At 66.2% G+C, this 23341-nt stretch carries 20 protein-coding genes; 10 read left to right on the top strand and 10 right to left on the bottom strand.

Annotation, left to right across the window (positions count from 1 at the left end; genetic code table 11):
* Nucleotides 1–34 precede the first annotated feature (34 nt).
* The gene (locus ACTHNR_RS27370) at nucleotides 35–1345 is read right to left on the bottom strand and encodes a glycosyltransferase family 4 protein (protein ID WP_440552114.1); all 1311 of its coding nucleotides are present in this window, start codon (nucleotides 1343–1345) and stop codon (nucleotides 35–37) included.
* A 277-nt stretch (nucleotides 1346–1622) separates the two neighbouring features.
* On the opposite strand from ACTHNR_RS27370, the gene ACTHNR_RS27365 reads away from it, so the two are divergent.
* Nucleotides 1623–2603, top strand: coding sequence for a glycosyltransferase family 2 protein (locus ACTHNR_RS27365; RefSeq protein ID WP_440552112.1), 981 nt, complete (start codon nucleotides 1623–1625; stop codon nucleotides 2601–2603).
* On the opposite strand, the gene ACTHNR_RS27360 is transcribed toward ACTHNR_RS27365, so the two are convergent.
* Nucleotides 2587–3297 carry a PIG-L deacetylase family protein gene (locus ACTHNR_RS27360; RefSeq protein ID WP_440552110.1) on the bottom strand — a complete coding sequence of 237 codons (711 nt, stop codon included), beginning with the start codon at nucleotides 3295–3297 and terminating at the stop codon, nucleotides 2587–2589. The genes ACTHNR_RS27365 and ACTHNR_RS27360 overlap by 17 nt on opposite strands.
* A 96-nt stretch (nucleotides 3298–3393) precedes the next feature.
* Between ACTHNR_RS27360 and ACTHNR_RS27355 the strand changes: the two genes are divergently transcribed.
* Nucleotides 3394–3855, top strand: coding sequence for an Lrp/AsnC family transcriptional regulator (locus ACTHNR_RS27355; protein ID WP_440552108.1), 462 nt, complete (start codon nucleotides 3394–3396; stop codon nucleotides 3853–3855).
* Nucleotides 3856–3958: 103 nt separating this feature from the next.
* On the opposite strand, the gene ACTHNR_RS27350 is transcribed toward ACTHNR_RS27355, so the two are convergent.
* Nucleotides 3959–4918 (bottom strand): chemotaxis protein CheV, encoded by a 960-nt coding sequence (locus tag ACTHNR_RS27350; RefSeq protein WP_440552106.1) that lies wholly within the window; start codon nucleotides 4916–4918, stop codon nucleotides 3959–3961.
* Between the two features lie 229 nt (nucleotides 4919–5147).
* Between ACTHNR_RS27350 and ACTHNR_RS27345 the strand changes: the two genes are divergently transcribed.
* Nucleotides 5148–6395, top strand: coding sequence for a sensor domain-containing phosphodiesterase (locus ACTHNR_RS27345; RefSeq protein WP_440552105.1), 1248 nt, complete (start codon nucleotides 5148–5150; stop codon nucleotides 6393–6395).
* A gap of 15 nt (nucleotides 6396–6410) precedes the next feature.
* On the opposite strand, the gene ACTHNR_RS27340 is transcribed toward ACTHNR_RS27345, so the two are convergent.
* Both ACTHNR_RS27340 and ACTHNR_RS27335 read right to left on the bottom strand, forming a co-directional pair.
* Nucleotides 6411–10889, bottom strand: coding sequence for a DEAD/DEAH box helicase (locus ACTHNR_RS27340; protein ID WP_440552103.1), 4479 nt, complete (start codon nucleotides 10887–10889; stop codon nucleotides 6411–6413).
* Between the two features lie 17 nt (nucleotides 10890–10906).
* Complete coding sequence (locus ACTHNR_RS27335) at nucleotides 10907–11632, bottom strand: BPSS1780 family membrane protein (RefSeq protein ID WP_440552101.1); 726 nt, start codon at nucleotides 11630–11632, stop codon at nucleotides 10907–10909.
* Between the two features lie 180 nt (nucleotides 11633–11812).
* On the opposite strand from ACTHNR_RS27335, the gene ACTHNR_RS27330 reads away from it, so the two are divergent.
* The 3 genes from ACTHNR_RS27330 to egtD all read left to right on the top strand — a co-directional run bounded on the left by ACTHNR_RS27330 (nucleotide 11813) and on the right by egtD (nucleotide 15132).
* Entirely contained in the window at nucleotides 11813–12769 is a 957-nt protein-coding gene (locus tag ACTHNR_RS27330; protein ID WP_440552100.1) for a DUF72 domain-containing protein, read from the top strand.
* 118 nt (nucleotides 12770–12887) lie between these two features.
* The gene (egtB, locus tag ACTHNR_RS27325) at nucleotides 12888–14123 is read left to right on the top strand and encodes an ergothioneine biosynthesis protein EgtB (RefSeq protein ID WP_440552098.1); all 1236 of its coding nucleotides are present in this window, start codon (nucleotides 12888–12890) and stop codon (nucleotides 14121–14123) included.
* A 13-nt stretch (nucleotides 14124–14136) separates the two neighbouring features.
* Entirely contained in the window at nucleotides 14137–15132 is a 996-nt protein-coding gene (gene egtD, locus ACTHNR_RS27320) for an L-histidine N(alpha)-methyltransferase (RefSeq protein WP_440552138.1), read from the top strand.
* Nucleotides 15133–15177: 45 nt separating this feature from the next.
* Here egtD and ACTHNR_RS27315 read toward each other — a convergent pair whose 3' ends face one another.
* Entirely contained in the window at nucleotides 15178–15477 is a 300-nt protein-coding gene (locus tag ACTHNR_RS27315; protein ID WP_440552096.1) for a hypothetical protein, read from the bottom strand.
* A 155-nt stretch (nucleotides 15478–15632) separates the two neighbouring features.
* A complete protein-coding gene (locus tag ACTHNR_RS27310) occupies nucleotides 15633–16526 on the bottom strand; it encodes a LysR family transcriptional regulator (protein ID WP_440552093.1) in 894 nt (297 codons plus the stop codon).
* Between the two features lie 146 nt (nucleotides 16527–16672).
* Between ACTHNR_RS27310 and ACTHNR_RS27305 the strand changes: the two genes are divergently transcribed.
* Both ACTHNR_RS27305 and ACTHNR_RS27300 read left to right on the top strand, forming a co-directional pair.
* Nucleotides 16673–16963, top strand: a complete 291-nt coding sequence (locus tag ACTHNR_RS27305) for a hypothetical protein (RefSeq protein ID WP_440552091.1) — start codon at nucleotides 16673–16675, stop codon at nucleotides 16961–16963.
* Nucleotides 16964–17085: 122 nt separating this feature from the next.
* Nucleotides 17086–18615 (top strand): tetratricopeptide repeat protein, encoded by a 1530-nt coding sequence (locus ACTHNR_RS27300; protein ID WP_440552090.1) that lies wholly within the window; start codon nucleotides 17086–17088, stop codon nucleotides 18613–18615.
* Between the two features lie 34 nt (nucleotides 18616–18649).
* On the opposite strand, the gene ACTHNR_RS27295 is transcribed toward ACTHNR_RS27300, so the two are convergent.
* Nucleotides 18650–18940: a hypothetical protein gene (locus ACTHNR_RS27295; protein ID WP_440552087.1), complete on the bottom strand. Its 291-nt coding sequence runs from the start codon at nucleotides 18938–18940 to the stop codon at nucleotides 18650–18652.
* Nucleotides 18941–19002: 62 nt separating this feature from the next.
* A complete protein-coding gene (pdxR, locus tag ACTHNR_RS27290) occupies nucleotides 19003–20511 on the bottom strand; it encodes a MocR-like pyridoxine biosynthesis transcription factor PdxR (protein WP_440552085.1) in 1509 nt (502 codons plus the stop codon).
* Between the two features lie 163 nt (nucleotides 20512–20674).
* Here pdxR and ACTHNR_RS27285 point away from each other — a divergent pair, with 163 nt between their 5' ends.
* A complete protein-coding gene (locus tag ACTHNR_RS27285) occupies nucleotides 20675–21391 on the top strand; it encodes a GNAT family N-acetyltransferase (protein WP_440552084.1) in 717 nt (238 codons plus the stop codon).
* 56 nt (nucleotides 21392–21447) lie between these two features.
* Here the strand turns inward: ACTHNR_RS27285 and ACTHNR_RS27280 are convergent, their stop codons facing one another.
* Nucleotides 21448–22323, bottom strand: coding sequence for an aldo/keto reductase family oxidoreductase (locus ACTHNR_RS27280; protein WP_440552082.1), 876 nt, complete (start codon nucleotides 22321–22323; stop codon nucleotides 21448–21450).
* 107 nt (nucleotides 22324–22430) lie between these two features.
* On the opposite strand from ACTHNR_RS27280, the gene ACTHNR_RS27275 reads away from it, so the two are divergent.
* Complete coding sequence (locus tag ACTHNR_RS27275; protein WP_440552080.1) at nucleotides 22431–23327, top strand: LysR substrate-binding domain-containing protein; 897 nt, start codon at nucleotides 22431–22433, stop codon at nucleotides 23325–23327.
* Nucleotides 23328–23341 lie beyond the last annotated feature (14 nt).

Here is a 23341-nt window from a genome sequence, read left to right as displayed (position 1 = left end):
AACGCTCGCGTCCGGCGCTAGGTGCTGCGCGGGCTCAAGCACGGCCGACGGCGGCTTGCGCGGCGCGGGTGTTTTTCACGCGGGGCGAGCGCTCCGCGCGCTCGCGCGGCGCCTCCTCCGGTGCGCGCGCCACGCGCAGATAGACGTCCTCCAGCATGCGGGCCACGCGTGTCCACGTGAAGCTGGCATGCACGCGTTCGAACCCGGCTTCGCCCATCCGCTCGCCCAGCGCGGGGTCGCGCGCGATGCATGCCAATCGTTCGGCAAGCGCATCGTGATCGCGCGGGGGCACCAGGAAGCCGGTCTTGCCGTCGACCACCGTATAACGAATGCCGCCGACATCCGCGCCGACGACAGGCCGCGCGCATGCCATCGCTTCGATAGGCGTAATACCGAACGGCTCGTACCACGGTGTCGTCGCGAACACATCGGCCGCGCCGTAGAACTCGCGCAATTGCGTGCGGCCGCGGCGTCCGACGAACGTCACGTGATCGGCGACGCCGCAGCCGGTCGCGATGCCGCGCAAGCGAGCGATCTCGGGCGTGGCGATTTCATTGGGCAGGTCTGCGTTGCCGCCGACGATATAAAGGTGCGCATCGACGCTCGTGCGCTCGCGCAGGCGCGCCAGCGCGCGCACGACGGTGTCGATCCCCTTGCGCGGGACGAGGCGCCCGAGTTGCAAGACGGCGAACTGATGCTGTGGCCAACCGAGCGCGGCGCGCGCGGCGCTACGCTCCACGCGGCTGAACTCGGTCGTATCGAACCCGCAGGGCACGATTTCGACGCGGGTGGGATCGGACCCGTAGTGCTCGCGCAGATCGATGGCGTCCTGGGGGCATTCGGCGATGATCGCATCCGACTCGCGCACGAGCTGCTCTTCGATCGCGAAGCGTTCGTCGGGAAACCCGTCGTCGGCGCCCTGATGCAGCCTTCGCACCTTCCCTAGCGCATGGAACGTCGTGACGAGGGGAATGCCCAGGGTCGCCTTCACCTTCAGACAGGCGAGCCCGGACATGAAGAAGTTGGCGTGTATGACGTCGTAGGCCTGACGCTCGCGCCGGCAAAACCCAATCAGGAAATCCGCGAACTCAGGCATGAAAGGCAGCAGTTGCTCCTTGGGCATTTGCGTGGGCGGGCCGGCCGGCACATGGATGACGCGCACGCCGTCCATATCCGATACGGCCGGCAGCAGCGCGCGGTCTCGCCGCGTGAACACGTCGACGTGATGCCCCGCCCGATGCAATTGGCGCGCGACGTGGGCCACATAGATATTCTGGCCGCCGCTGTCTACGCCGCCCGCCACGGCGAGGGGCGATGCGTGTTCACTGACGAGTGCGATTTTCATGGGAAGTCCTCGTTAGGGGGAGCCTGCGTTCGCGCTGCGCGCCTTGCCTAATCGCGCGGCGCGTGCGGTGCGCTTCGCTTGGCAATCGAGCACACCGTGTGCCCATCGTCTGCCGTGCCCGTGTCAAACCTGCAGAAGCGTTTCGTGCGGACGCAACGGTTCTGTGAAAGTTACCGGGCGTATGTCCAGTCCATGACGCCGTTACAGGTCGAATGTAATTCCGCGATAGCAGGGAACGTCGCGACGCTCGGTAAAGGGGGAAGCGAACAAGCGGCGCATGGGATTGCTTCTTGCTGCCAGCGCGTCGACGCGAACGCTCGGCAGGGAGGACACGATCGCAATGAATGCCCGCATATCGGTGGTAGTGCTGACGCACAATCGCTTGAGCGAAGTGACGAAAACGGTCGAAGGCTTGCTCGCGCTGCCGGAGCGGCCGGCCATCGTCGTCGTCGACAACGGTTCGTCCGACGGCACCGTGCATGCGTTGCGAGCACGGTTTGCCGGCGTAAACGTCGTCGCGTTGGGCGCCAATCTCGGGGCGGCGGGCCGCAATCACGGCGTGACGGCGGTGGATACCGAGTACGTTGCGTTCAGCGACGACGATACGCATTGGGGGCCCGGCGCGCTCGAGCAGGCGGTGCGCGTGCTCGACGCCGCGCCTTCGGTGGCGGTATTGTCCGCTCGCGTGTTGGTTGGCGACGAGCACCGCCCGGACCCTACTTGTGCACGAATGAAGGCGAGCCCGCTGTCGAGCGAGGGGCTACCCGGTCCGGCGCTCGTCGGCTACATGGCCGGTGCGTGCGTATTTCGGACAGAGGTGTTTCGCGAAGTAGGCGGGTACGAACCGCGGCTGTTCATCGGGGGCGAGGAGTCGCTCGTTTCCCTCGACGTGCTCGAACTCGGCTATTCGATGGTCTATTGCGATGCGGTGACCGTCACGCACCATCCCTCCCTTGTTCGAGATGCAGGGCTTCGCCGGCGGATGCTCGCGCGCAATGCCGCGCTGGTCGCATGGATGCGGTTGCCGCTGGCCGAGGCCGTCGCGGCGTCGCGCCAAGCCTTGACCCTATTGGCCAAGGAACGGCCAGCAGCCTTCTTGCGCGATAGCGCGGCGCTGGTGGCGGATTTCGCCTGGGCTTGGCGTCGTCGTCGGGTCGCGAGTCGCAAGGTTTTGCTGATGAGGCAGCGCGTACGCGAGGCCGAACGAGCGACTGAGCTGCCGCCTTTGGCGACGGCAGTCGCTAAGCCTGATCGATGAGCAGCATCTTGTAGCGCTCGGGTTCGACGAGATCGTGCGGATGGGGGTCGGCAAAGGCGCGCAACTGGCTGCGGTACGCGCGCACGGCGCGCCATTTCGCATTGGCGGAGCCCGGCCGGCGCAGCGCCGTCGCAACCGTGTCGGCAAGCGGCAAGACGCGGCAGCCTTCTTCGGATAACGATGCGTAGCGCTGCCTAGCGATCGCGCGATTCGTGCGATAGAGCGCATCTTCGTAGAGCATGAGGGTCGGCAACCGTGCTCGACGCGCCAGCGCGCGGCAGGCATCGGCGACGAGCACGTGGTCGGAGTGATAGAGGCCCAACGGCGCGACCAGAGACGGCGCGCCCGAGCGCCGCCAAGCCCGCGTCAACGCGTCCGCGATCTCGGCGACCGATGGAGTGCACCCGTATTGGCTGTCCAAGAACGGCAAACGTATGCCGTGCGCGCCGACGATCGCTAGCGCTCGCTCGTCCTCCGCCACGCGAGCACGCAGGGCCTCGCTCGAATCGCGATGCCCCGCTTCGCTGTCCCACGGCGTTCGCTGCGGCGGAGCCGGTTCACCGCAAAACACCGTGCAGACGATGGACCCCGGATAACTCGCGAGCAGCATCGCGCAACTGAAGACGGCGTCGTCCAAGTGCGGCGAAACGACGAAGTAGGGGGCCGGTGCGTTCTGCGGTAGGGTCGGAAGCATGCGCATGACGCCATGGCGCAGCAAGGAGGGTGCCCATGGCGGAACCCATGCGCTACCATCGCAGCTCTTGGAACGAAGGACGAAGGGCAGCGAAGCATGACATTGGACAAGACCGACCGCGCGATCTTGATGGCGGTCCAAGCGGACGGCCGCATGACGAACGCGAGTCTCGCCGACGCCGTCGGCTTGACCGAAACGCCCTGCGCACGCCGTTTGAAGCGGCTCGAAACGGACGGCTATATCGAGGGATACCGGGCCGTGCTGTCGAAGTCGGCGCTCCATATCGGCGTGACCGCGTTCGCGCTCGTGCGATTCGGCGTGCACGACCGGCGCCTTGCCGACGAATTCGAGCGCGAAATTCAAGCCATCCCGCGCATCGTCACCTGCCACAACGTGTCCGGCAGCGCCGATTACTTGTTGCACGTGGTGTCGCGCGACCTGGAAGATTACGGCGCGTTCGTCCGCGACGTCCTGCGCGCGCTGCCGGGCGTGACCTCGGTCGAATCGGTGCTGTCGCTAAGGGAAGTCAAGCGCGATGCGGGGCTGCCGCTCCTATGAGCGAGCCGCCTTCCGCTCGACCGGGCTGGCCTGTGCGTGGAGGGTGTCCGAAAATCCCGCTTCCGGACATCCCCCTATCGACGCGCCCGCCGGCTGGCTTTCGTCAGGTGGCGAGCGCCTGACGGATGGCCTCGGCGAGGTCGCCGGCCGCGAATTTCGCCACGTAGCCGGTCGCGCCGGCGTTCTTGACGTGCGTTTCATTGGCCGTCCCCGTCAACGACGAGTGGATGATCACGGGAATATCGCGCATCCGGTCGTCGCCCTTGATCTGGCGCGTCAGCATGAAGCCGTCCATCTCCGGCATTTCCAGATCGGTCAACACGAGCGCGACTTTATCGCGCGTGCGCACGCCTTCCTTCTGCGCTTCGTCGGCGATGCGCCTGAGCGTATCCCATGCCTCTTGGCCGGTCTTGGCGATGATGTATTCGGCGCCGAGGGCCGCCAGGCTTTGCTCGATGAGCTTGCGGGCGAAACCGGAATCGTCGGCCGCCAGGATTTTGGCGCCGCCCTTGATCTTGACCGAGGTGCCCACGTCTTCCACTTCCACGCTCGGGTGCTGAGCCGGGAACACGTCGCGCAGCACTTGCTCGACGTCGACGACCTGCGCGAGGCGCGAATCGCCCGTGTTGCCGTCGATGCGCGCGATGCTCGTGACCGAGCTGCCGCCCGCGGAGCCTTCGGCCGACAGCACCTGATTCCATTCGAGGCGGACGATATCGTCGACTTCCTCGACGGCAAAGGCCTGCGTCGAGCGAGCGAATTCCGTGACGAGCAAGATGTTCAGGCCGCGCGTCGGGTTGCAGCCCATGAGCTTGGGCAAATCGATGACGGGAATGATCTGTCCGCGGATATCGACGGCGCCGATCATGTGCTCCGACGCCCCGGCGATCGGGGTGATCGTCGGCATGGTCATGATCTCGCGCACTTTGAAGACGTTGATGCCGTAGAGTTCGTGCGAGTCGTCGTTCCCGGGGGCGCAGCCGAGCCGGAAAAGCAAGAGTTCGAACTTGTTCGAACTCGTCAAATTGGTGCGTTCGTCGATCGAGTGATGATCAGCGGCCATCAAAATATCCTCTTCGGTTGCGCCCGCGCGCATCGGTTGCACCCCCGTCTCGGCGTGCGCCTTCACCGACGGTGCTCGGGCTATACCGCTGATAACGGCGCGGCGCGGGGAAAGTTGATACGAGGTTCGCGTTTCCCCCAAGAAGACCATCAAGTTCGGTGAACCATCTGACGATATATAACGCCAAGGAGCGCCACAGGACAGATGTGGCCGACTACAATCGATCGCCATGTCGGCTTTCGACCCCTACGACTCGATTCTTGCCATGATCGACGACCAAGCGCCCGGACTGCCGAAGATAGAAAGCGCCTTTCAGCCCGTGCTGTCGCTTGCCCACGGGGCGGCCGTCGGCTACGAGGCGCTGCTGCGCGCGACGCACGAGAACGCTCCCTGCTCGCCGGAAGCGGCGTTCGGCGTCGCACGGCGCTCCGGCCGCTACGGCGAGTACGAGCGCGCCTGTACGCTGCACCACGTGCGGCGGTTCGCTCGCTTTGCCGACGACGAAAGCGTGCTGTTCGTCAATCTGCATCCGGATGTGCTCGTCGACGCCGTCCATGCGCCGGCGCTGGCCGACGAATTGATCGAAAGCGGCGTCGTGCCCGGGCGCGTCGTCATCGAAATACTCGAAGCGCGGCAGGAGACGCCCGCGGCGCTCGTCGACGCCGTGGAACGCTTGCGCGAGCGCGGCTTCCTGATCGCGCTCGACGATTTCGGCGCGGGGTTGACCAACCTCGGGCGCGTGTGGGATTTACGGCCCGACGTCGTCAAACTCGATCGGGAATTGATTTGCAAGGCCGTTTCCAGCTATCGGAATGCCCGCAGCCTGCTGCGGCTCGTCGATCTGCTGCACGACATCGGCACGTTCATCGTCATCGAGGGGATCGAGACGGAGGAGCAAGCCATGCTGAGCGCCGACTGCGACGCCGATTTTGTCCAAGGTTATTTTTTTGCTCGACCGACGACCGAGATCGACCTGAGGATGCCGCTCGGCGGCGTGCCGATGTCGGGACGCGACGCGCGTCTCACGCACGCGCGCAGGCTGCGCCGGGCCGGCGACCTCGACGAACTGCTTCCCTACCGTCTCGCCTTCGGCGCGTTCAAGGACGCGTGGTGCGCCGGTGCGCCCGCGGATCAGGCTGCCCGGCATTTTCTGGCATGTGAATGGGCGTTGCGCGTATTCGTGCTCGACGACACCGGCCAGCAGGTGGGCGAGAACATCGAACCCGAGCGGCACCACGATCTGCGCAGCGCGACGTTCCCGTTGCTGGCGCGGCGGGCGGGCGCAAACTGGTCCAAGCGGGCCTACTTTCGCGACGCGCTGGTGCGGCCGGGCGAGACCATCGTGAGCGAGCCCTACATGTCGTCGAGTTCAAAGCATTTATGCGTGACGCTGGCGGCGCACGTCGTCGTCGACGGCCGAGGCTTCGTGCTCGGCGGCGACGTCTTGTTCGAGGGCCTGTCGCGTTCGCTCGCTTGACTGCGCATGCGGCGCTCACGCGCGATGCGCGAGACATAGACGGGCCGACTCTCTTTCCGCCGAAGTCAGATCCGCCGCGAACTCGAACTTGCCGCCCACGAGCGTGGCGACGCAGACGCCGTCCCGAAACGCGAGGCGATTGCCGGCCAGCGAGGGCACCTTTTCTCCAGGCAAGATCGTTCCGACGATGTTGAGCGGATCGGCCGCGGACACGGCGATCAACGTCCGATCCGCCGCGCGCTTGCGCACGTCGCGCAACAGCGCTAGCGCTTCGGGCAGCGCGAATTGCTCGCCCGACAGGCCGCGTACGAAACGGCCGCCGCGCACGAGGCCCCGCGCTTCCAGCCGATGGAAGACGTGCAGCAAGTCGCGCCAGCGCGGCAGCCACGCGCTCTCGCGTTCGAGCAGCTGCCAAAACACGACGCCATAGCGGCGCAGCAGCGTCATCGCCACGTGCTCCGACACGTCCGGCGCGAGCCGCTGCACAGCCGTGCGCGGAGGCGCTTGCCCGTCGGAAGGCGGCGGGGCGTGCCCCTCGTCGGGCGTCTGCGGTAGCGCTGGGCGTCGCAGCAACGCCCAGCGCCCGGCATCCTGCATGCCGCCGATGAAGGCGCCTCGATGCGCGCCACGCCGCGTCGCCGCGCGCGCACCGCGGTGGCGCGACACGGCGGGCGCGATGAGCGCGCGCAGCCCGGCGAAGCCGTCGGCGTTGACGAATCCGCCGGCCACGAGTTCGCCGAGCGCCGCTTCCACTTCGAGCGGCAACGCGCGCGCTTCGCCGACGAGTTCGTCGAAGAACATCGCGCCGTGCCGCGACAGCGCGTCGAACAGCAGGCGCGCGCGAGGCGAAAGCGCATCGAGCGGCGCGCACGTTTGTCCCGCTCGCTGCTCGGCCGCGGCATGCCAAAGCGGCAACGCGCGCCTAGGGAGCAGGACGATGGGCGTCGTGCGTACGGGCGCGCCCGCGCCGCGGCCCTCGGTGGCGAAACGCGCCCAAACGAATTGGCCGGCGCGGCACAGCTCGTCGAGCGTGACCCCGGCATAGTCGCGCACCCGCGCGGGCAAGATCTCTTCTTCCCAAGCCGACGCCGAGGCTTCGAAGCCTTCGAGCTGCTCGAGCGTCGCGGCGAGCGCCTCTCGCCCCATGCCGCGGGACTGCGGCGCGAGCCGCTGCCACTCGATCAGAAAGCGTACGAAATCGGCCCGTTCGACCGGTTCGATCTCTCGGCGCAAGCGCTTGATCGTGTAGCGGTGGATGCGCGCGAGCAAATGCCGCTCGCACCATTCTTCCTGTGCCGCGCCGGGGGTGAACCGCCCGCGCATCGCATAGCCCTCGCTTTCGAGCTTGACCAGCGCGGCGGCCACGTCCGACGCGGCAAGCGCCAACGAACGCGCGAGGACGGGCACGGGGACGGGGCCAAGCCCCGAGAGCCGCGCACGCAAGACGTCCACGAGCGCGTCTTCGTACGTCCATGCTTCGTCGAACCCTTTCGGCGCCACGAGGCGCGGCGCGAACACGGCATCCGGGTAGAGGGCGCGCAAGCCATTGAGCCGTTCCAGCGGCAGCCAGATCGCTGCTTCCTCGGCGATTTGCATGCGCGTCGCACGACCCGTACGAGCCAGCGCATCGAGCCACTCGAGCCAGCCTTCATGCGCCCGGGCTTCGGTTTCGTCGATGCAGGCGAGCCCCATCAAGGCCTCATGCATTTCGTCCACGTCACGGGCCTGCGGCCAAGCCTCTTCCCGCACGGCCGCGATCGCATCGGCGTCCAGCGCGCCCAGATCGGAGGCGTCCTCCGGGTCGGTCCAGCGCCGCGAAAGGACCGCTTGGGTTCGACGTTCCTCGAGCGGCGCGTCGTCGAGAAAGGCATAGGGGCGCGCATTGAGAATTTCGGCCGCGAGCGGCGAGGGCGCCGAGAGCTCGCGCGTCACGAGCTTGACCTCGCCCCGCTCGATCCGGCGCAAGAGCGCGAGCCATCCGTCGCAGTCCATCGCCTCGTGCAGACAGTCGTCGACGGTTTGATCGACGAGCGGATGGTGCGGCAACTCGCGTTCGCCGACGATGTTCTCGAGACAGGCGACCTGATCGGGGAACACGGCCGCCAGCAGGTCTTCGCTCTTCATGCGCTGCAGTTGCGGGGGCGTCTTGCGCCCGCCCGTGAAGCGCGGCAGCGCGAGCGAGGTCGTGGCGTTCCAGCGCCAGCGGACGTTGAACAGCGGGGCATCGAGCAAGGCTTGGATCAATACGTGCTCGGCGCTGTTCGAGTGAAGGAAGCGCCAGACTTCGTCGAGCGCGAGGCTGTGGCTGCCGGTCAACGACAGCACGATCGCATCCTCGGTCGCCGCGGCCTGCAGTTCGAAGTTGAACGTGCGGCAAAACCGCTTGCGGAGCGCAAGGCCCCATGCGCGGTTGATCCGGCTGCCGAACAGCGAGTGGATGACGAGCTGCGTACCGCCCGATTCGTCGAAGAAGCGCTCCATCACGAGCGTTTGCTGGGTGGGCAGCACCGATAGGGCGGCTCGGGCGCGTCCCAGGTAGTCGACGATTTGACGCGCGGCGCTCTCCTCGATCGACAGTTCGTCCATGAGCGCGGCCACGACGCTATCGTGCGCCCCGCCTTGGGTGTTGGATGGGGCCTCGGCTTCCTGCGGCGCCTTTTTTCGATTACGTTGCATAGCACTGCCGAGCAACGCGTCCACGCGAGCGCGCAGCCGCGATACGGCGGCCGATAGTTCGTCGCTGCGCCCGGGCGCTTCGCCTAGCCAAAACGGAATGTTCGGCGCTTGCCCTTGAGCATCGACCACCCGCACGCGGCCGGGCTCGACGCGCAGGATCCTGTACGAGGTATTGCCGAGCTGGAAGATGTCGCCCGCTAGGCTCTCTACCGCGAAGTCTTCGTTGACGGTGCCGATGTTGAGCCCTTGCGGTTCGAGCAGCACCGCATAGTCGGCATTGTCGGGAATCGTGCCGCCCGACGTGACGGCCGTCATCTTTCCGCCGCGCCGGCTGCGCAGCGTCCCGCTGACGACATCGCGATGGATGTAAGCGCCGCGCGGCCCGTGGCGGCTCGTATAGCCTTCGGCGAGCATGCGCAGGACGGCGTCGTACCGTTCTCGCGGCAAGTCGGCATAGGGCGCCGCGCGTCTAACGCAGTCGAAGAGCGCATCCTCGGTCCATTCTTCGCAGGCCACCTCGGCGACGATCTGCTGTGCGAGCACGTCGAGCGGCGCATGCGGCATCGCGAGCGTATCGAGTTCGCCGCGCCGCACGCAGTCGATCAAGGCCGCGCATTCGACGAGGTCGTCGCGCGAGGTCGGAAAAAGCCGTCCCTTGGGCATGCCGCCGACCTGATGCCCCGAGCGCCCGACGCGCTGCAAGAACGGCGCGATGGCGCGCGGCGAGCCCAGTTGACAGACGAGATCGACATCGCCGATGTCGATGCCCAGTTCGAGCGAGGCCGTCGCGATCAGCACGCGCAGCGTGCCGCGCTTTAGCCGCTGTTCGGCGTCGAGCCGATGCTCCTTGGCCATGCTGCCGTGGTGCGCGGCGACCGCGTGCTTGCCCAGCCGTTCCGTCAAATGGCGCGCCGCGCGCTCGGCCATCCGCCGCGTATTGACGAAGACGAGCGTCGTCGCGTGGGCGCCGGCGAGATCGGCCAATCGATCGTAGACGCGTTCCCATACTTCGTTCGGCATGACGGCTTCGAGCGGAACGGGCGGCAGTTCGAGCGCGAGATCGCGCGCGCGATGATGGCCGACGTCGACGATGGCGCACCGAGCCGTTTCGCTCGCGCCGACCAGAAACCGCGCGACGGCTTCGATCGGTTTTTGCGTGGCCGACAATCCGATGCGCGGCAAGCGGCGTTGGCAGAGCGCGTCGAGCCGCTCGAGCGAAAGCGCCAAATGCACGCCGCGTTTGCTGGCGACCATCGCATGGATTTCATCGACGATGACCGTGCGTGTCGTGGCGAGCATGCGCCGCCCCGAATCGGACGAAAGCAGCACGTAAAGCGATTCGGGCGTGGTGACGAGGATATGCGCGGGCCGCTTCTTGAGCGCATTGCGCTCTTGAGCGGTGGTGTCGCCGGTGCGCACGGCCGTGCGGATGTCGACGCGCGGCAGGCCGCGCTGCGCGAGCGCTTCGCCGATACCCGCGAGGGGCCGTTCGAGGTTGGCGTGGATGTCGTTGGACAGCGCCTTGAGCGGCGAAACATAGACGACGAGCGTTTCGTCCGGCAGCGCGCCGTCGTGCGCGAGGCCGTCGCGTACGAGCTCGTCGATGGCCCATAGGAATGCCGTGAGCGTCTTGCCCGAGCCGGTGGGCGCGGCCACGAGCGTCGATTCGCCGGCGCGGATGTGCGGCCAGGCGCGTATTTGCGCATCGGTCGGGGCGTCGAAGACGGATGCGAACCATGCGGCGACGGCCGGATGAAACGTGGCGAGCGGATCGACGCTCGAAGGGGCGTTCATGTCGTCGAGGTGGGGGCTGGCCATCGATTTCTCAAGGGTACCTAACGCTGCCGATCGATGCCGGCCCGGTCATGCCACGGGTCGCGCGGGAACATGTCGAGGCTCGCTGCGTACGTCGATAAATAGACGAGCGGCGCCACGACGAGCGTGGCGACGCCCAGCGTCAGCACGCAGGCCAGCAGCAAGCCGGCGATGATGAGGCCATAGATGAGCGCCGCCGGCCCGTTGCGCCAGCTCGCGGCGAAGCTCGCGCGCAGCGCGTCGGCCGGCGAGGCGCCGTTCAGCACGATCAGCGCGGGCGCGAGCCAGAGCGCCATCGTGCCGACCACCGCGGCCGTCAAATAGAGCGCGCCGGCGGCCAGTGCGAGGACCGAGTGCGTATTGGCTCCCGCGCCGCCGAACGCCATCAGGCGCATGGCGCTGGCGGCCCGATCGCCCGTCAGGTCGCAGACGATCGCCATCAGCAGGCCGAACACGGCCGCCGCGAAGAGCGGCTGGAAGTTCTCGCGAATGCCGCGCAGGACATCCGCCAGCCGTACCGAGCCTGTCGCGCGGCAATGGTCGGCGGCGGAAACCATGCCGCCGGTCCACAGCACCGTGAAAACGGCGGTCAGATCGCTCGCATAGGGCAGCTCGTAAAGCAAAATCGTCAACAGCAGGTCGATGAGACCGAGTGTGATCCACATGGCCGGGCGCTGCTGAAAAAGCGCCCAGCCTTCGGCGAACCATCGCGAACCTCGGCTGGCGGCGACCGCGCGCATTTGCATGTAGACAGGCTCCGAAAGGAAAGAAAGGAAAACGAGGCAAAGTCAGCGGGCTGACGAAAACGAGCCGCCATTATCGCCCCGGGGCGCCGATCGACTTCGGAATCCAGGCGTGGCTGCATTCATTCCCGCCGGGAACGGCGCTTGCTGCATCGCACCGTCGATGCAAACGGTACCCGGACCATGACGATCCACATCGGCATATCGGGCTGGCGCTACGAGGGCTGGCGCGGCGTGTTCTACCCGAAGGGCTTGGCGCAAGCGCGCGAGCTCGAGTATGCGTCGCGTGCCGTCGATACGATCGAGATCAACGGCTCGCACTATTCGCTACAGACGATCGGCAGCTACCGGTCGTGGTATGCGGCCGCGCCCGATGGTTTCCTCTTCAGCGTGAAAGGGCCGCGCTACCTCACGCACATGCTGCGGTTTCGCGACGAAACCGCGCTGCCCGCGCTCGCGAACTTTTTTGCCTCGGGCGTGCTGGCGCTGGAGGACAAGCTCGGCCCGTTTCTCTGGCAATTTCCGCCAAATTTTCAATTCGACGCGACGCGGCTCGAACGATTTCTCGCCTTGCTGCCTCAAACGACGGATGAGGCCGTCGTGCTCGCGCGCAAGCACGACGCACGCGTCAAGGCGCCATGGTGCGAGAGCAGGCGCCGCCGCAAGCTGCGTCATGCCATCGAGGTTCGGCACCCGAGCTTTTGCGTGGACGCGTTCCCACGCATCTTGCGCCGCCATCACGCGTCGCTCGTGATTTCGGACTCCGTGGCGGATTGGCCATATTTCGAGGATGTGACGGCCGATTTCCTCTACCTGCGGTTGCACGGCGCCGAAACGCTGTATGGCGGCGCTTACGCGGAACCCGCCCTCGATCGATGGGCCGAACGTATTCGCACTTGGGCGTCGGGCGACGAGCCGCCCGACGCGAAGCGCGTGTCGCCCAAACACGCCGCAAGGCGGGCGCGTGACGTCTACTGCTACTTCGACAACGATCAAAAAGTGGAGGCCCCTTTCGATGCTCGACGATTGAAGGAACGCCTGGGCGCGAACGAACAGCCGCAGCCGCAGCCGCGGCCCCGCGCACCGAGGCAACGCCGGCAGCCGGCGCGCGCCAGAGCAGCCGCGCCGAAAACCCCTTAAAGTAGGGCGCTCGCGCAGTACACGAAACGTTCGAGCGATACCCGAACCGCGCGAAGCGCGCCGCGAAGACGGCCCGGCTGTTGCCGGCTTACATTCACCCATGGACAGGAGCGATCCGATGAGCGTCGTCGTATCTGGACTCCAGCGAGCTTACGACGAGGTTCGGCAACACAGCCTCGCGCTTGCCGAACCGCTTTCCGCGGAAGATCAGGGCGTGCAGTCGATGCCCGATGCGAGCCCGACGAAATGGCACCTCGCGCATACCACGTGGTTCTTCGAAACGGTCGTGCTCAAGCCCCACGCCCCGGGGTACCGGCCGTTCGACGAGCGTTACGCCTATCTCTTCAATTCGTATTACGAAGCGCTGGGCCCGCGTCACGCGCGCCCGCAGCGCGGGCTGCTGACACGTCCTTCGCTGGACGACGTCCACGCTTATCGGCGGCATGTCGACGAGGCGGTCGCCGCGCTCATCGCCAAGGCCGATGCCGATACGTTGGCGAGCGTCGAGCCGCTCGTTACGCTCGGGCTGCATCACGAGCAGCAGCATCAAGAGCTGATCGTGACGGACATGTTGCACGCGTTTTCGTGCAACCCGTTGCGGCCTGCCTATCGGCCGGGGTCGAGCCACGGAAGCGACAAGCGGCATGAAGCCGCTTCCTCCGCCCCTGCTCGCGCACAGGCGCTCGAATGGCTGCGTCATGACGGCGGCGTGGTCGGCATCGGCCACGACGGCGACGGCTTTTGTTTCGACAACGAATGTCCCCGCCACGAATATCTGCTGCGCCCCTACGAAATCGCGCATCGGCTCGCGACCTGCGGCGAATACGCCGCGTTCATCGAAGACGGCGGCTACGAGCGGCCGGAGCTTTGGCTGTCGGACGGGTGGGCCGCTATTCGGCGCGAAGGCTGGAACGCGCCGATCTACTGGTCGCGCGAAGGGGACGCGCCCGATGGGAACTGGCAAGTATTCGGGCTGACCGGCCTGCAAGCGCTGGATCCCGACGCGCCCGTATCGAACCTCAGCTTCTATGAAGCCGCGGCCTACGCGGAATGGGCGGGCGCGCGGTTGCCGACCGAGTTCGAGTGGGAGGCGGCGTTCGATGCGCCCGGCATCGAGCAGATGACAGGGCACGTGTGGCAATGGACGCGTTCGTCCTACGATCCGTATCCGGGCTTCCGCCCGTTGGCCGGCGTGGCCGCGGAATACAACGGCAAGTTCATGGTCGGGCAGCAAGTGCTGCGCGGCGGCAGCATCGCCACGCCGCCTGGGCATACGCGTCCCACCTATCGCAACTTTTTCCCGCCGGCGGCGCGCTGGCAATTTACGGGAGTACGCCTTGTACGAGACCTCTGACGCATCCGCCCTCGTGGGCGCCGCGCCCCGGCCGGGCGTGCGGGCCGACCTATCCGAGAACGCGTTTTGCCGCGATTTGCTGGCAGGCTTGTCGCGCAGCCCGAAAGCGGTCGCGCCGAAGTACTTCTACGATGCCGAGGGCTCGGCCTTGTTCGACCGCATTTGCGAACTGCCGGAGTACTATCCGACGCGCACCGAACGGCGCATCTTGGAGCAGCACGGGCGAGAGATCGCGGAAGTCGTCGGGCCGCAAGCGGACATCGTCGAATTCGGCGCGGGTTCGCTCGAGAAAATTCGCATCGTCCTGCGATCGTTCGAAGCACGCGCGCTGCCGCGCCGCTATTTTCCGATCGACATCTCGGCGACCCATCTGGAAGAGGCCGCGCGCCGTCTGCATGCCGAATGCCCGTGGCTGCAGGTGCGCCCGGTCGCGGCCGACTACATGCAGGAATCGCAACTCTCCGCGCTCGATGCATCGACCGGCCGCCGCGTGGGCTTTTTCCCGGGCTCGACGATCGGCAACTTCGAAGAGCCCGAGGCGCTGGCGTTCCTGCGCTTGGCGGCGCGCTTGCTCGAAGGGGGCGGCCTGCTCGTCGGCGTCGATCTGGTCAAGGATCCGCACACGCTGCATCGCGCTTACAACGACGCACAAGGCGTCACGGCGGCTTTCAATCTGAACGTGCTGCGTCGTGCGAACGCGGAGTTGTCGGCCGATTTCGATCTACGTGAATTCGCGCACTACGCGTTTTACGATCCGCGCAAACATCGGATCGAGATGCATCTGCTGAGCCGATGTGCGCAGACGGTGCATGTAGCGGGGCAAAGTTTTCGCTTCGAGGAAGGAGAAAGCCTTCATACGGAGAACTCTCACAAGTTCACGATAGAAGGCTTTCGGAAGTTGGCGGTGTCGGCTGGCTTCCGCCCGGGGCCTGTCTGGACCGACGAGGCGCGGCTGTTCAGCGTGCATTGGCTCGAAAGCCCGGCCGGCGGTGCGCGTGCGTCGCGGTGACATGATGCGGCGCCCGCTGCCGGCGGGCCGGCTGACGGCCTAGTTTCAGTCGCCGCGGCCCCAGCCGCGGCGCTCACGCCATTCGTGTTCGCGCCATTCGTGCTCACGCCACTCGCGGCGGCGCCATTCCCGCTCGCGCCAGCCGTCGCCGCGCCAATAGTCCACGGCGACCGGGGCCGGCGCGTAAGCGACTTGCGGGGCCACATAAACGGGCTGCGGGGCGACGTATACAGGGGCGGGGATGCCGATGCCGACGGCTAGATCGACGTGGGCCGATGCCGCCTTGGACATCGCGAGCGCCGCGATTCCGACGCCGATCACTGCTGCGACGAGTTTCTTGTTCATGTGGGCTGCTCCTTGCGCGTTGCCAGCGCTCGTTTTCAGTTGAAGACGAACCCAGTGTAGGGGCCTGCCCGCGATACATGTGAAAGCGGCATGCGAGAGTGGTAACGCCGCATTACAGGATAAACGGCGCCCTAAACCTCGCCATGCATGGCCGCTCACGCCTTTTTGCGCCCACGCACGCCGCGCAATACGTCGAGGACGTACTCGGTGGGACGATCGATATTGTCCGTGCGATGTGCAACGCCCAATGCCCGCCATAGCGCGGGCCGCAGCGGACGCACGGCGACGCGCGAGTCCCGCCCCGCGGCGTCGCCTTCGTCGGGCAGCAGTGTCGCCCCGTATCCGGAGGCCACCAGGCTTTTGATGGCGTCGGTGAAGTTGAGCTTGATCCGCGGCGTGGGATATTGGCCGCCCGCCGCGAACCAGTCCGCGGCCAGGCGCGCGAGCCGTGTATTCGCGTCGCCGAGGATCAGCGGCTGCTGCGCCAGCCACTCGGGCGTGACGTGCCGCGGGCAACCCCAATGCGCGGGCAGGTATGCCACGACGGGATCCTTGCGCCACGGCTCGATCGATAACCCTTTCATCGACGCTTGGGGCAGTGCAACGAGGCCGACATCGATCGCACCGTCCGCGAGCTGCGCCAACGTTTCCTGGGAAGTGAGCACCGAGATCCGCACGTCGATGCCGGGGTGCTTGTCGCGCAGCTGCGCGAGCGCGGCCGGAAGATGATGCGCGACGGCGGCCGTCGAGGCGCCGAGCCGGACGCGCCCCTCGAGGCCTTGCGCTTGACGCCGGACGTCCTCTATCGCTTGTTCGGCGTCGGCCAGCAGACGGCGGGCATGCGCGATCAAGGTTTCGCCGACGGCAGACGGCGCGATACGCCCGCGCTGCCGCGACAAGAGCTGCGCGCCGACGCGGCTCTCGAGGTCCGAGATGTGAAGGCTGACCGTGGGCGGCGCGAGATGCAGCACGCGCGCGGCTTCGGCGAACGAGCCGTAGTCGGCGATCGTCACCAAGGTTCGCAAGCGGTCGAGGCTGACTTGACGCACGGAAATCGTCCTCGTTTATAAAAACTGAATCATATCTGCAGAAAATTCAACTTTTCCTATTCTAGCCCCCGCCGCAACATGGACGGCGTCGATCGTCCGCACGAGTCGATCGAAGCCTCGAACCTTCCGTCCGTCGGAGCGCCGTCATGGATCAGTCAACCGTAAAGAGCACGAGAAAGCGCCAAAGTGGAAGTCAGCGCGTCCGCCGCTTCGGCGACCGGACGGCCAGCGTTTGGGCGATCGGAATAGCTATTGCGTTGGTCTTCGCCGCGGTCGTCGCGGGACTGGCCGTTCGCGGCGAGCACCGCACGGAGGTGCTCGAGGACCGTTGCATCAGCCAAGCGGCCAACGATTCGCATTTCTACTTCGAAGCGTTCTTTCAAAATTCGCTCGAGCACGACGCGCTCGCGCAAATTGCCGGCGCGTGCCGGAAATAGCGGCGCTTAAGCCGCGCCACGGCTCGATTCGCTAGTCGCGCTGGCCCCAAAATTGGCTGGGCAGCGCCGAAACTCGCTAGAATCCCTATCCATCACAGTAGAACAACGAAAAGACCACATCGATGGAAGGAACACTGTTCGCGCCGCTCGCCGGCGCCGACCGATATCAAGAAGCGGTGTCCCTCTATTCGAGCGGCCGCGTGCTCGATGCGCTGACCGCGCTCGAGGCGCTCATCGAATCGAACAGGCACGACCGAACCGGCCGCGCGCAGGCGCTCAATCTGGCGGCAGCCTGCGCGCTTCGCCTGGAGCGCAAGCTAGATGCCGAGCGCTATTGGCGGATGGCCGTCGACGCCGATCCGCGTTTGTCTCAGGCGCATTACAACCTCGGTGTATTGCTGCACGGCCTCGAGCGCTGGGCGCAAGCCGAGGCGGCCTATCGGTCCGCGCTGGCGCTTCGCCCCGATTACCTCGACGCCCACGTGAACCTGTGCGCCTTGCTGAAGACTTGCGGCCGACTTTCCGAGGCGGCAGCCGCGTGCAGGCAAGCGCTCGCGATCCATTCCGATCACGTCGTTCTGCTGCATCACCTCGGCACGGTGCTGCTCGATCTTGGCCGGGTGCGGGAAGCGGAAGCTGCCTATCGTCAGGCGCTCGCGCGCGAGCCCAACTACGCCGATGCGAAATGCAAACTGGGCGCGTTGCTGCTCGGCACCGGCCAATTCGAAGAAGGCTGGACGTTGTTCGAAAGCCGCTACGACGCGGGGCTGTCGGACCGGACGGCATTGCCGCCGACCGTGTCGTATCCGCAATGGCAGGGCCAATCGTTGCAAGGCAAGGCGGTGCTCGTCTGGCAGGAGCAAGGCTTCGGCGACATGATTCAGTTCGGCCGCTACCTGGCTTGCCTGAAAGCGCAGGGCGCGGCATGGATCACGTTGGCCTGCGCGCCGGTGCTTCATCGGTTGTTCGCCACCGTGCCGGGTATCGACGCGATCGTCGACGGGGATGCCGAGCTGGGTCGTGCGCCGCACGATTATTGGACGCTGCCGCTCAGCATTCCCTATCGCATGGGCACGGCGCTCGATTCGATTCCCGAGGCGCGCTACCTGCGGCCAGACCCCGCGCTCGCCGAAAAATGGCGCGCCCGGCTCGCTGCATTGAAGGGCGCGAAGGTCGGACTCGTATGGAAAGGGCACGCGGGCCATGGCAACGACCGCAATCGGTCGCTTGCGTCGCTCGAGACGCTGCGACCGCTGCTGAATGTGAGCGGCGTCAGCTTCGTCAGTCTGCAAAAGGGGCAAGGGCAGGGCGAGGCGAGCGCGCTCGCGGGCGGGCCTGCGCTCCTGGATGCCGCGCCCGAGATCGCCGACTTCGCCGACAGCGCGGCGCTCATTTCCGAACTCGACTGGGTGATCAGCGTGGACACGGCGGTCGCACACCTCGCCGGTTCGCTGGGCAAACCGAGTTGGGTCATGCTGCCCGCAGCGGGACTGGATTGGCGCTGGGTGCGCGGGCGTGCCGATTCCCCGTGGTACCCGCGGACGATGCGCTTGTTCCGGCAAAGCGAGCCGGGGCAGTGGGGGCCCGTGGTGGAGCAGGTCGCGAATGCCTGCATCGAGGCCGCGGCGCGGGCGAACGAAGCCGCCCGCTGATCGGGCAGGCAGCGCCGCCCGGCTGGGGGCGGCGCTAGGCCAGGCCGCCCGTTTCCGCCAATGCGCGGCGCAACAATTCATCGACGAGCCCGTTCATGCCGTCCGGGTGCTCGGCGGCGCGCGCCTTCAGCGTGGCGATGAGTTCGCCGTCGAGCTTGCATGCGAACGGCACGAGCCCCTTCGCCTGGTCTAGCTTGCGTTGTTCGCGACGGTTGACGGCGGTTTCGGCGGCGCCTTTGCCGAAGCGGTCCGAATGCGACTGCTTCATCGAATGCGTGAGTTTGAGCGCCTTGTTCCTTTCAAGGTCGGTTTTCTTCATTGCCATGGGATGTCCTGCGGTTGGAATCTTTGAGCGCGTATTGTACGCAGTCCTAAAGGGGCCGCCGCCTAGGAGGCGGGCTTCGACCGATTCCCGCTCCGCCGGTCCGCGTCGATCAGGCGCGCCAACTGCCGAATGAGCGGGACGAACGACGATTCCGGCGTATTGCCGTAGCCGAGCACGAGCCCGTTGTGTTCGGCGCAAGGCGTCGACGCGAATCGCGACAGCGGCATCGGCGCCATGTCGAAGACGCGGGCCGCCTCGGCGATGCGCAGGTCGGAGCAATCCGGGGGAAGCTCGATCGTCAAATGCATGCCGCTGTCCCCGCCCCTCACGACATGCGGCGTATCCAGGTACTGGAGCAACGCCGATCGCAGCGCATCCTGCCTGCGCCGATAGAGGCGGCGCATGCGCCCGAGATGCCGGCTGAACTGGCCGCTTTCGATGAACTCCGCCAAGGCAAGCTGTTCGTAGCGGTGGCCGCCGCGCAGCGTTTCCCTCAAGAGCGGCTCGCCCGAGGCGACCAATGCCTCGGGCAACACCACGAAGCCCAAGCGCAGCGAAGGAAACAGCGTCTTGCTGAACGTGCCCACGTACAGCACGGGCGAGTTCGGCACGAGGCCTTGCATCGCGCCGATGAGTTCGCCGAAGTGACGGTATTCGCTATCGTAATCGTCTTCGATGATCCACGCGCCATGCTCTTGCGCCTTCGCAATCAGCGCGAGCCTGCGTGACGCTGTCAATACGGCGCCCGTCGGGTATTGGTGAGACGGCGTCGTGTAGACGAGGCGCGGCGTATCGGTTTCCCATGCGTGTGCGGGTACGCATAAGCCGTCCTCGTCGACGCGCATCGGCACGATATTCAGATCGCCGCAATGAAACGCCGAGCGCGCGCCACGGTAGCCCGGATCTTCCACCCACCCAGTGTCGCCCGGGTTCGTCACCAGCCGCACGCAAAGCGTCAGCGCTTCCTGCGCCCCTTCCGTGATGACGACCTGTTCCGGTTCGCAACGCACGCCGCGCGCCACGGCCACGTGGCGCATGATGGCGGTGCGCAACGCCATTTCGCCCCGAGGGTCGCCGTAGCCGAGGGCCTCGACCCCCGCGTGCCGTACGGCGCGATCGAGGCAATGCTTCCAGGCATTGAGCGGGAAGCGCGCCAAGGCAGGCACCCCTGGGCGCAGGGCCAGCGTGTCCGCCGCGTTCAGGCGCGCATCGCGAATGCGAGCCGCGCGCGTCGACACCTCGGGGGCCGTGGCGCGTCGAGGCGGGCGGTGAGCGCCCCGGCGCGGTTCGAGCGCCGTGACGCGCGTGCCTTGGCGGCTCGGTTCGATGTACCCTTCGGCGCCGAGCAATTCGTAGACGGCCGTCACGCTGTTGCGCGATACGCCGAGCGCGGCTGCGAGCGCACGCGAACCCGGCAGGCGGCAGCCGGAGGGGAAGCGGCCGTCCAAGATCGCACCGCGGATGCGCTCGTGCAACTGCCGCTGCAGCGTCGCGCCGCTGCGATCCCTGACCAGCGGAGCGGCGAGGAGCAGGTCGAGCACAGGGCTAAGAGGTTCGTCGAGGGTAGACATAAACGTGAGCCGGAGAGCGCAATGACCGTGGCGACGTGCGGAGCCAGGTCGACGGGACGGCATGATCCTGTCGTGGCACCATCGAATTACCCCGTCGTGGCACTTTGAAGCGGACCACGCACATTTTAAAGTCTTCTCGACTTCACGCAAAACGGGAGATGCGATGACGACCTTTACGAACGAATACGGCCAGCCGATCGGCGCGCCTTTGCCAAATTGGGCGCCGCGGCCGCTGCCTACCGCGGAGACATTGGAAGGCGCGTATTGCAGGCTGGAAAGATTGAGCGCCGAGCGCCACGCCGACGATCTCTTTGCCGCCTATCGTACGGCGCCGGACGGCCGGGACTGGACTTACCTCTTTGTCGGCCCATTCGACGACCCGCAAGCGTTCCGGCGCTACATCGAAACGGCGGCCTTAAGCGCCGATCCGCGCCATTACGCGGTGATCGACAAGAAGACTGGCAAGGCCGTCGGCACGCTCTCGCTGATGCGCATCGAGCCGAACCACGGCGTCATCGAGGTGGGGGCCGTCGTATTCTCGCCATTGCTCAAGCGCACGCCGATCTCGACCGAAGCGCAATTCCTGCTGATGGCCTATGCGTTCGACGAACTCGGCTATTGCCGATACGAATGGAAATGCGACAGTTTGAATGCGCCGTCGCGGGCGGCGGCCGAACGCCTCGGCTTCAAGTTCGAGGGCGTCTTCCGGCAAGTGGTGGTCTACAAGGGACGCAGCCGCGACACGGCGTGGTTTTCGATCATCGACAAGGAATGGCCTGCGTTGAAGCAGGCGTTCAATGCATGGCTCGCCGCGGAAAATTTCGATGAACAAGGCCGGCAGCGCGCTTCGCTTGGCGATTTGCAAAAGCGCTATCTGTAAGAACGGGTCGCTTTCCTTTCCCCGGGGAGGGAAAGCGGCTCGCGCTGACCGGTGCCTCAATCGGCCAATTGCGCGATCGAATCCAACTGAGCATAAACGTCCGCCGACAGCTGCAGCGCCGCGGCTTTCACGTTTTCCCGCAGATGCCCGACCGACGAGGTGCCCGGTATCAGCAGAATGTTCGGCGACCGATGCAGCAGCCAAGCGAGCGCCGTCTGCATCGGCGTAGCGCCGATCGATGCGGCGATCTTCGACAGCGCATTCGACCGGATCGGTGAGAACCCGCCGAGCGGAAAGAACGGCACATAGGCAATCCCTTGCGCGGCGAGCGAATCGACGAGCTCGTCGTCTTCCCGGTGCACGAGGTTGTATTGGTTCTGGACGCACACGATCGGTACGATGCGCTGGGCCTGCGCTACTTGCGTGGCAGTCGCGTTGCTCAAGCCGACGTGCCGTACGAGCCCCTCGTCCCGCAGCCGTGCGAGGGCGGCGACTTGTCGCTCGATCGACCCTTCCGACGGCTTGTGCACATCGCCCATGATCCGCAGGTTGACCACGTCGAGCGCGTCGAGATTTAGATTCCGCAGATTATCTTCCACGCCTCGGCGCAGATCGTCCGGTTCCTGCGCGGGCAGCCATGCGCCGGCCTGATCGCGCACGGCGCCGATTTTCGTCACGATCACGAGCGATTCGGGGTAGGGGTGCAACGCCTCGCGAATGAGCTGATTGGTAATGTGCGGGCCGTAGAAGTCGCTCGTATCGATATGGTCGATGCCCAAGGCCAACGCTTCTTTTAGAACGGCGAGCGCGGCTTCGCGGTCCTTCGGCGGACCGAACACGCCCGGCCCGGCCAGTTGCATGGCGCCGTAGCCCATGCGCCGCACGCGGCGTCCGGCCAGCGGGAAAGTGTCGTCGATGGCGGGGTTGAACATGGTGTGCTCCTGGTAGGAAGAAACGGAAGCCCAGTATCGCGGCGATTGCGTTGTTCGATAATCCGGTCTAAGTTGTACGGGTTGTGCAAAAAAACGAACAATCTCCCATGGAATTCAACGATCTCGCGGCGTTTGCTTCGGTTGCGCGCGCCGGCGGCTTTCGCGATGCGGCGCGCGCGAGCGGCGTCTCCGCGTCGAGCTTGAGCACGGCGGTGCGCCGCCTCGAGGCGAAGCTCGGCTTGCGGTTGCTCAATCGCACGACGCGCAGCGTGGCGCCGACCGAAGCGGGCCGCCGGCTGCTCGAGCGGCTCACGCCGCTTTTCGGCGAGATGGAGGCGGCGCTCGACGTGCTGAACGTATTCCGCGAGAAGCCCTCCGGCACGCTGCGGCTGAACGTGCCGATCAGCGCGGCTTGGGTCATCCTGCCGGAGATCGTCGCCGCTTTTACGCAGGCGTACCCGGACATACGGGTGGAGGTCATTGCCGAGGACGGATTCGTCGACGTGCTCTCCATCGGCTGCGATGCGGGCATTCGTTACGACGAGCGGCTCGAGCAAGACATGATCGCGGTGCCGATCGGCCCGCGCGTGCAGCAGTTCGCCACCGCGGCCGCGCCGAGCTACCTCGAGACGCACGGCAAGCCCGAGCACCCGCGCGAACTGCTTTCTCATGCGTGCTTGCGCGCGCAGTTTTCCAGCGGCGCCATGGCGATGTGGCATTTTCAGCAAGGAGACGAGGTCTATCGCCTCGATCCGCCCGGCCCGTTGCTCGTCAAGCCCGTGGCTGCCTTGGCCACGGTGATCGGCGTGGCGATCCACGGCGGCGGCATCGTCCATCTATTCGAGGAAATGCTGCAGCCGCATTTCGAAAGCGGCGCGCTCGTGCCGATTCTCGAATCGTGGCGGCAGCCGTTCGCGGGGCCGTTTCTGTATTACCCCGGCCATCGGCACGTCCCGGCGCCGCTGCGCGCGTTCGTCGATTTCGTGAAACAGCGCGACGCGTAGCGTGCCGATCGGCA

Source organism: Trinickia sp., from assembly GCF_051954495.1.
Taxonomy (GTDB): domain Bacteria; phylum Pseudomonadota; class Gammaproteobacteria; order Burkholderiales; family Burkholderiaceae; genus Trinickia.
The sequence above is the reverse complement of the archived record's forward strand: the minus strand, read 5'-3'. Positions and strand labels throughout refer to the sequence as shown.

What these genes read in the sequence shown, in the direction of transcription:
- ACTHNR_RS27305 (WP_440552091.1), top strand. Translation starts at nt 16,673, where the DNA reads ATGGATCAGTCAACCGTAAAGAGCACGAGAAAGCGCCAAAGTGGAAGT.
- ACTHNR_RS27365 (WP_440552112.1), top strand. Translation starts at nt 1,623, where the DNA reads ATGGGATTGCTTCTTGCTGCCAGCGCGTCGACGCGAACGCTCGGCAGG.
- egtB (WP_440552098.1), top strand. Translation starts at nt 12,888, where the DNA reads ATGAGCGTCGTCGTATCTGGACTCCAGCGAGCTTACGACGAGGTTCGG.
- ACTHNR_RS27370 (WP_440552114.1), bottom strand. Translation starts at nt 1,345, where the DNA reads ATGAAAATCGCACTCGTCAGTGAACACGCATCGCCCCTCGCCGTGGCG.
- ACTHNR_RS27345 (WP_440552105.1), top strand. Translation starts at nt 5,148, where the DNA reads ATGTCGGCTTTCGACCCCTACGACTCGATTCTTGCCATGATCGACGAC.
- ACTHNR_RS27285 (WP_440552084.1), top strand. Translation starts at nt 20,675, where the DNA reads ATGACGACCTTTACGAACGAATACGGCCAGCCGATCGGCGCGCCTTTG.
- ACTHNR_RS27315 (WP_440552096.1), bottom strand. Translation starts at nt 15,477, where the DNA reads ATGAACAAGAAACTCGTCGCAGCAGTGATCGGCGTCGGAATCGCGGCG.
- ACTHNR_RS27295 (WP_440552087.1), bottom strand. Translation starts at nt 18,940, where the DNA reads ATGGCAATGAAGAAAACCGACCTTGAAAGGAACAAGGCGCTCAAACTC.
- ACTHNR_RS27340 (WP_440552103.1), bottom strand. Translation starts at nt 10,889, where the DNA reads ATGGCCAGCCCCCACCTCGACGACATGAACGCCCCTTCGAGCGTCGAT.
- ACTHNR_RS27275 (WP_440552080.1), top strand. Translation starts at nt 22,431, where the DNA reads ATGGAATTCAACGATCTCGCGGCGTTTGCTTCGGTTGCGCGCGCCGGC.
- pdxR (WP_440552085.1), bottom strand. Translation starts at nt 20,511, where the DNA reads ATGTCTACCCTCGACGAACCTCTTAGCCCTGTGCTCGACCTGCTCCTC.
- ACTHNR_RS27300 (WP_440552090.1), top strand. Translation starts at nt 17,086, where the DNA reads ATGGAAGGAACACTGTTCGCGCCGCTCGCCGGCGCCGACCGATATCAA.
- ACTHNR_RS27360 (WP_440552110.1), bottom strand. Translation starts at nt 3,297, where the DNA reads ATGCTTCCGACCCTACCGCAGAACGCACCGGCCCCCTACTTCGTCGTT.
- ACTHNR_RS27280 (WP_440552082.1), bottom strand. Translation starts at nt 22,323, where the DNA reads ATGTTCAACCCCGCCATCGACGACACTTTCCCGCTGGCCGGACGCCGC.
- ACTHNR_RS27355 (WP_440552108.1), top strand. Translation starts at nt 3,394, where the DNA reads ATGACATTGGACAAGACCGACCGCGCGATCTTGATGGCGGTCCAAGCG.
- ACTHNR_RS27350 (WP_440552106.1), bottom strand. Translation starts at nt 4,918, where the DNA reads ATGGCCGCTGATCATCACTCGATCGACGAACGCACCAATTTGACGAGT.
- ACTHNR_RS27335 (WP_440552101.1), bottom strand. Translation starts at nt 11,632, where the DNA reads ATGCAAATGCGCGCGGTCGCCGCCAGCCGAGGTTCGCGATGGTTCGCC.
- ACTHNR_RS27330 (WP_440552100.1), top strand. Translation starts at nt 11,813, where the DNA reads ATGACGATCCACATCGGCATATCGGGCTGGCGCTACGAGGGCTGGCGC.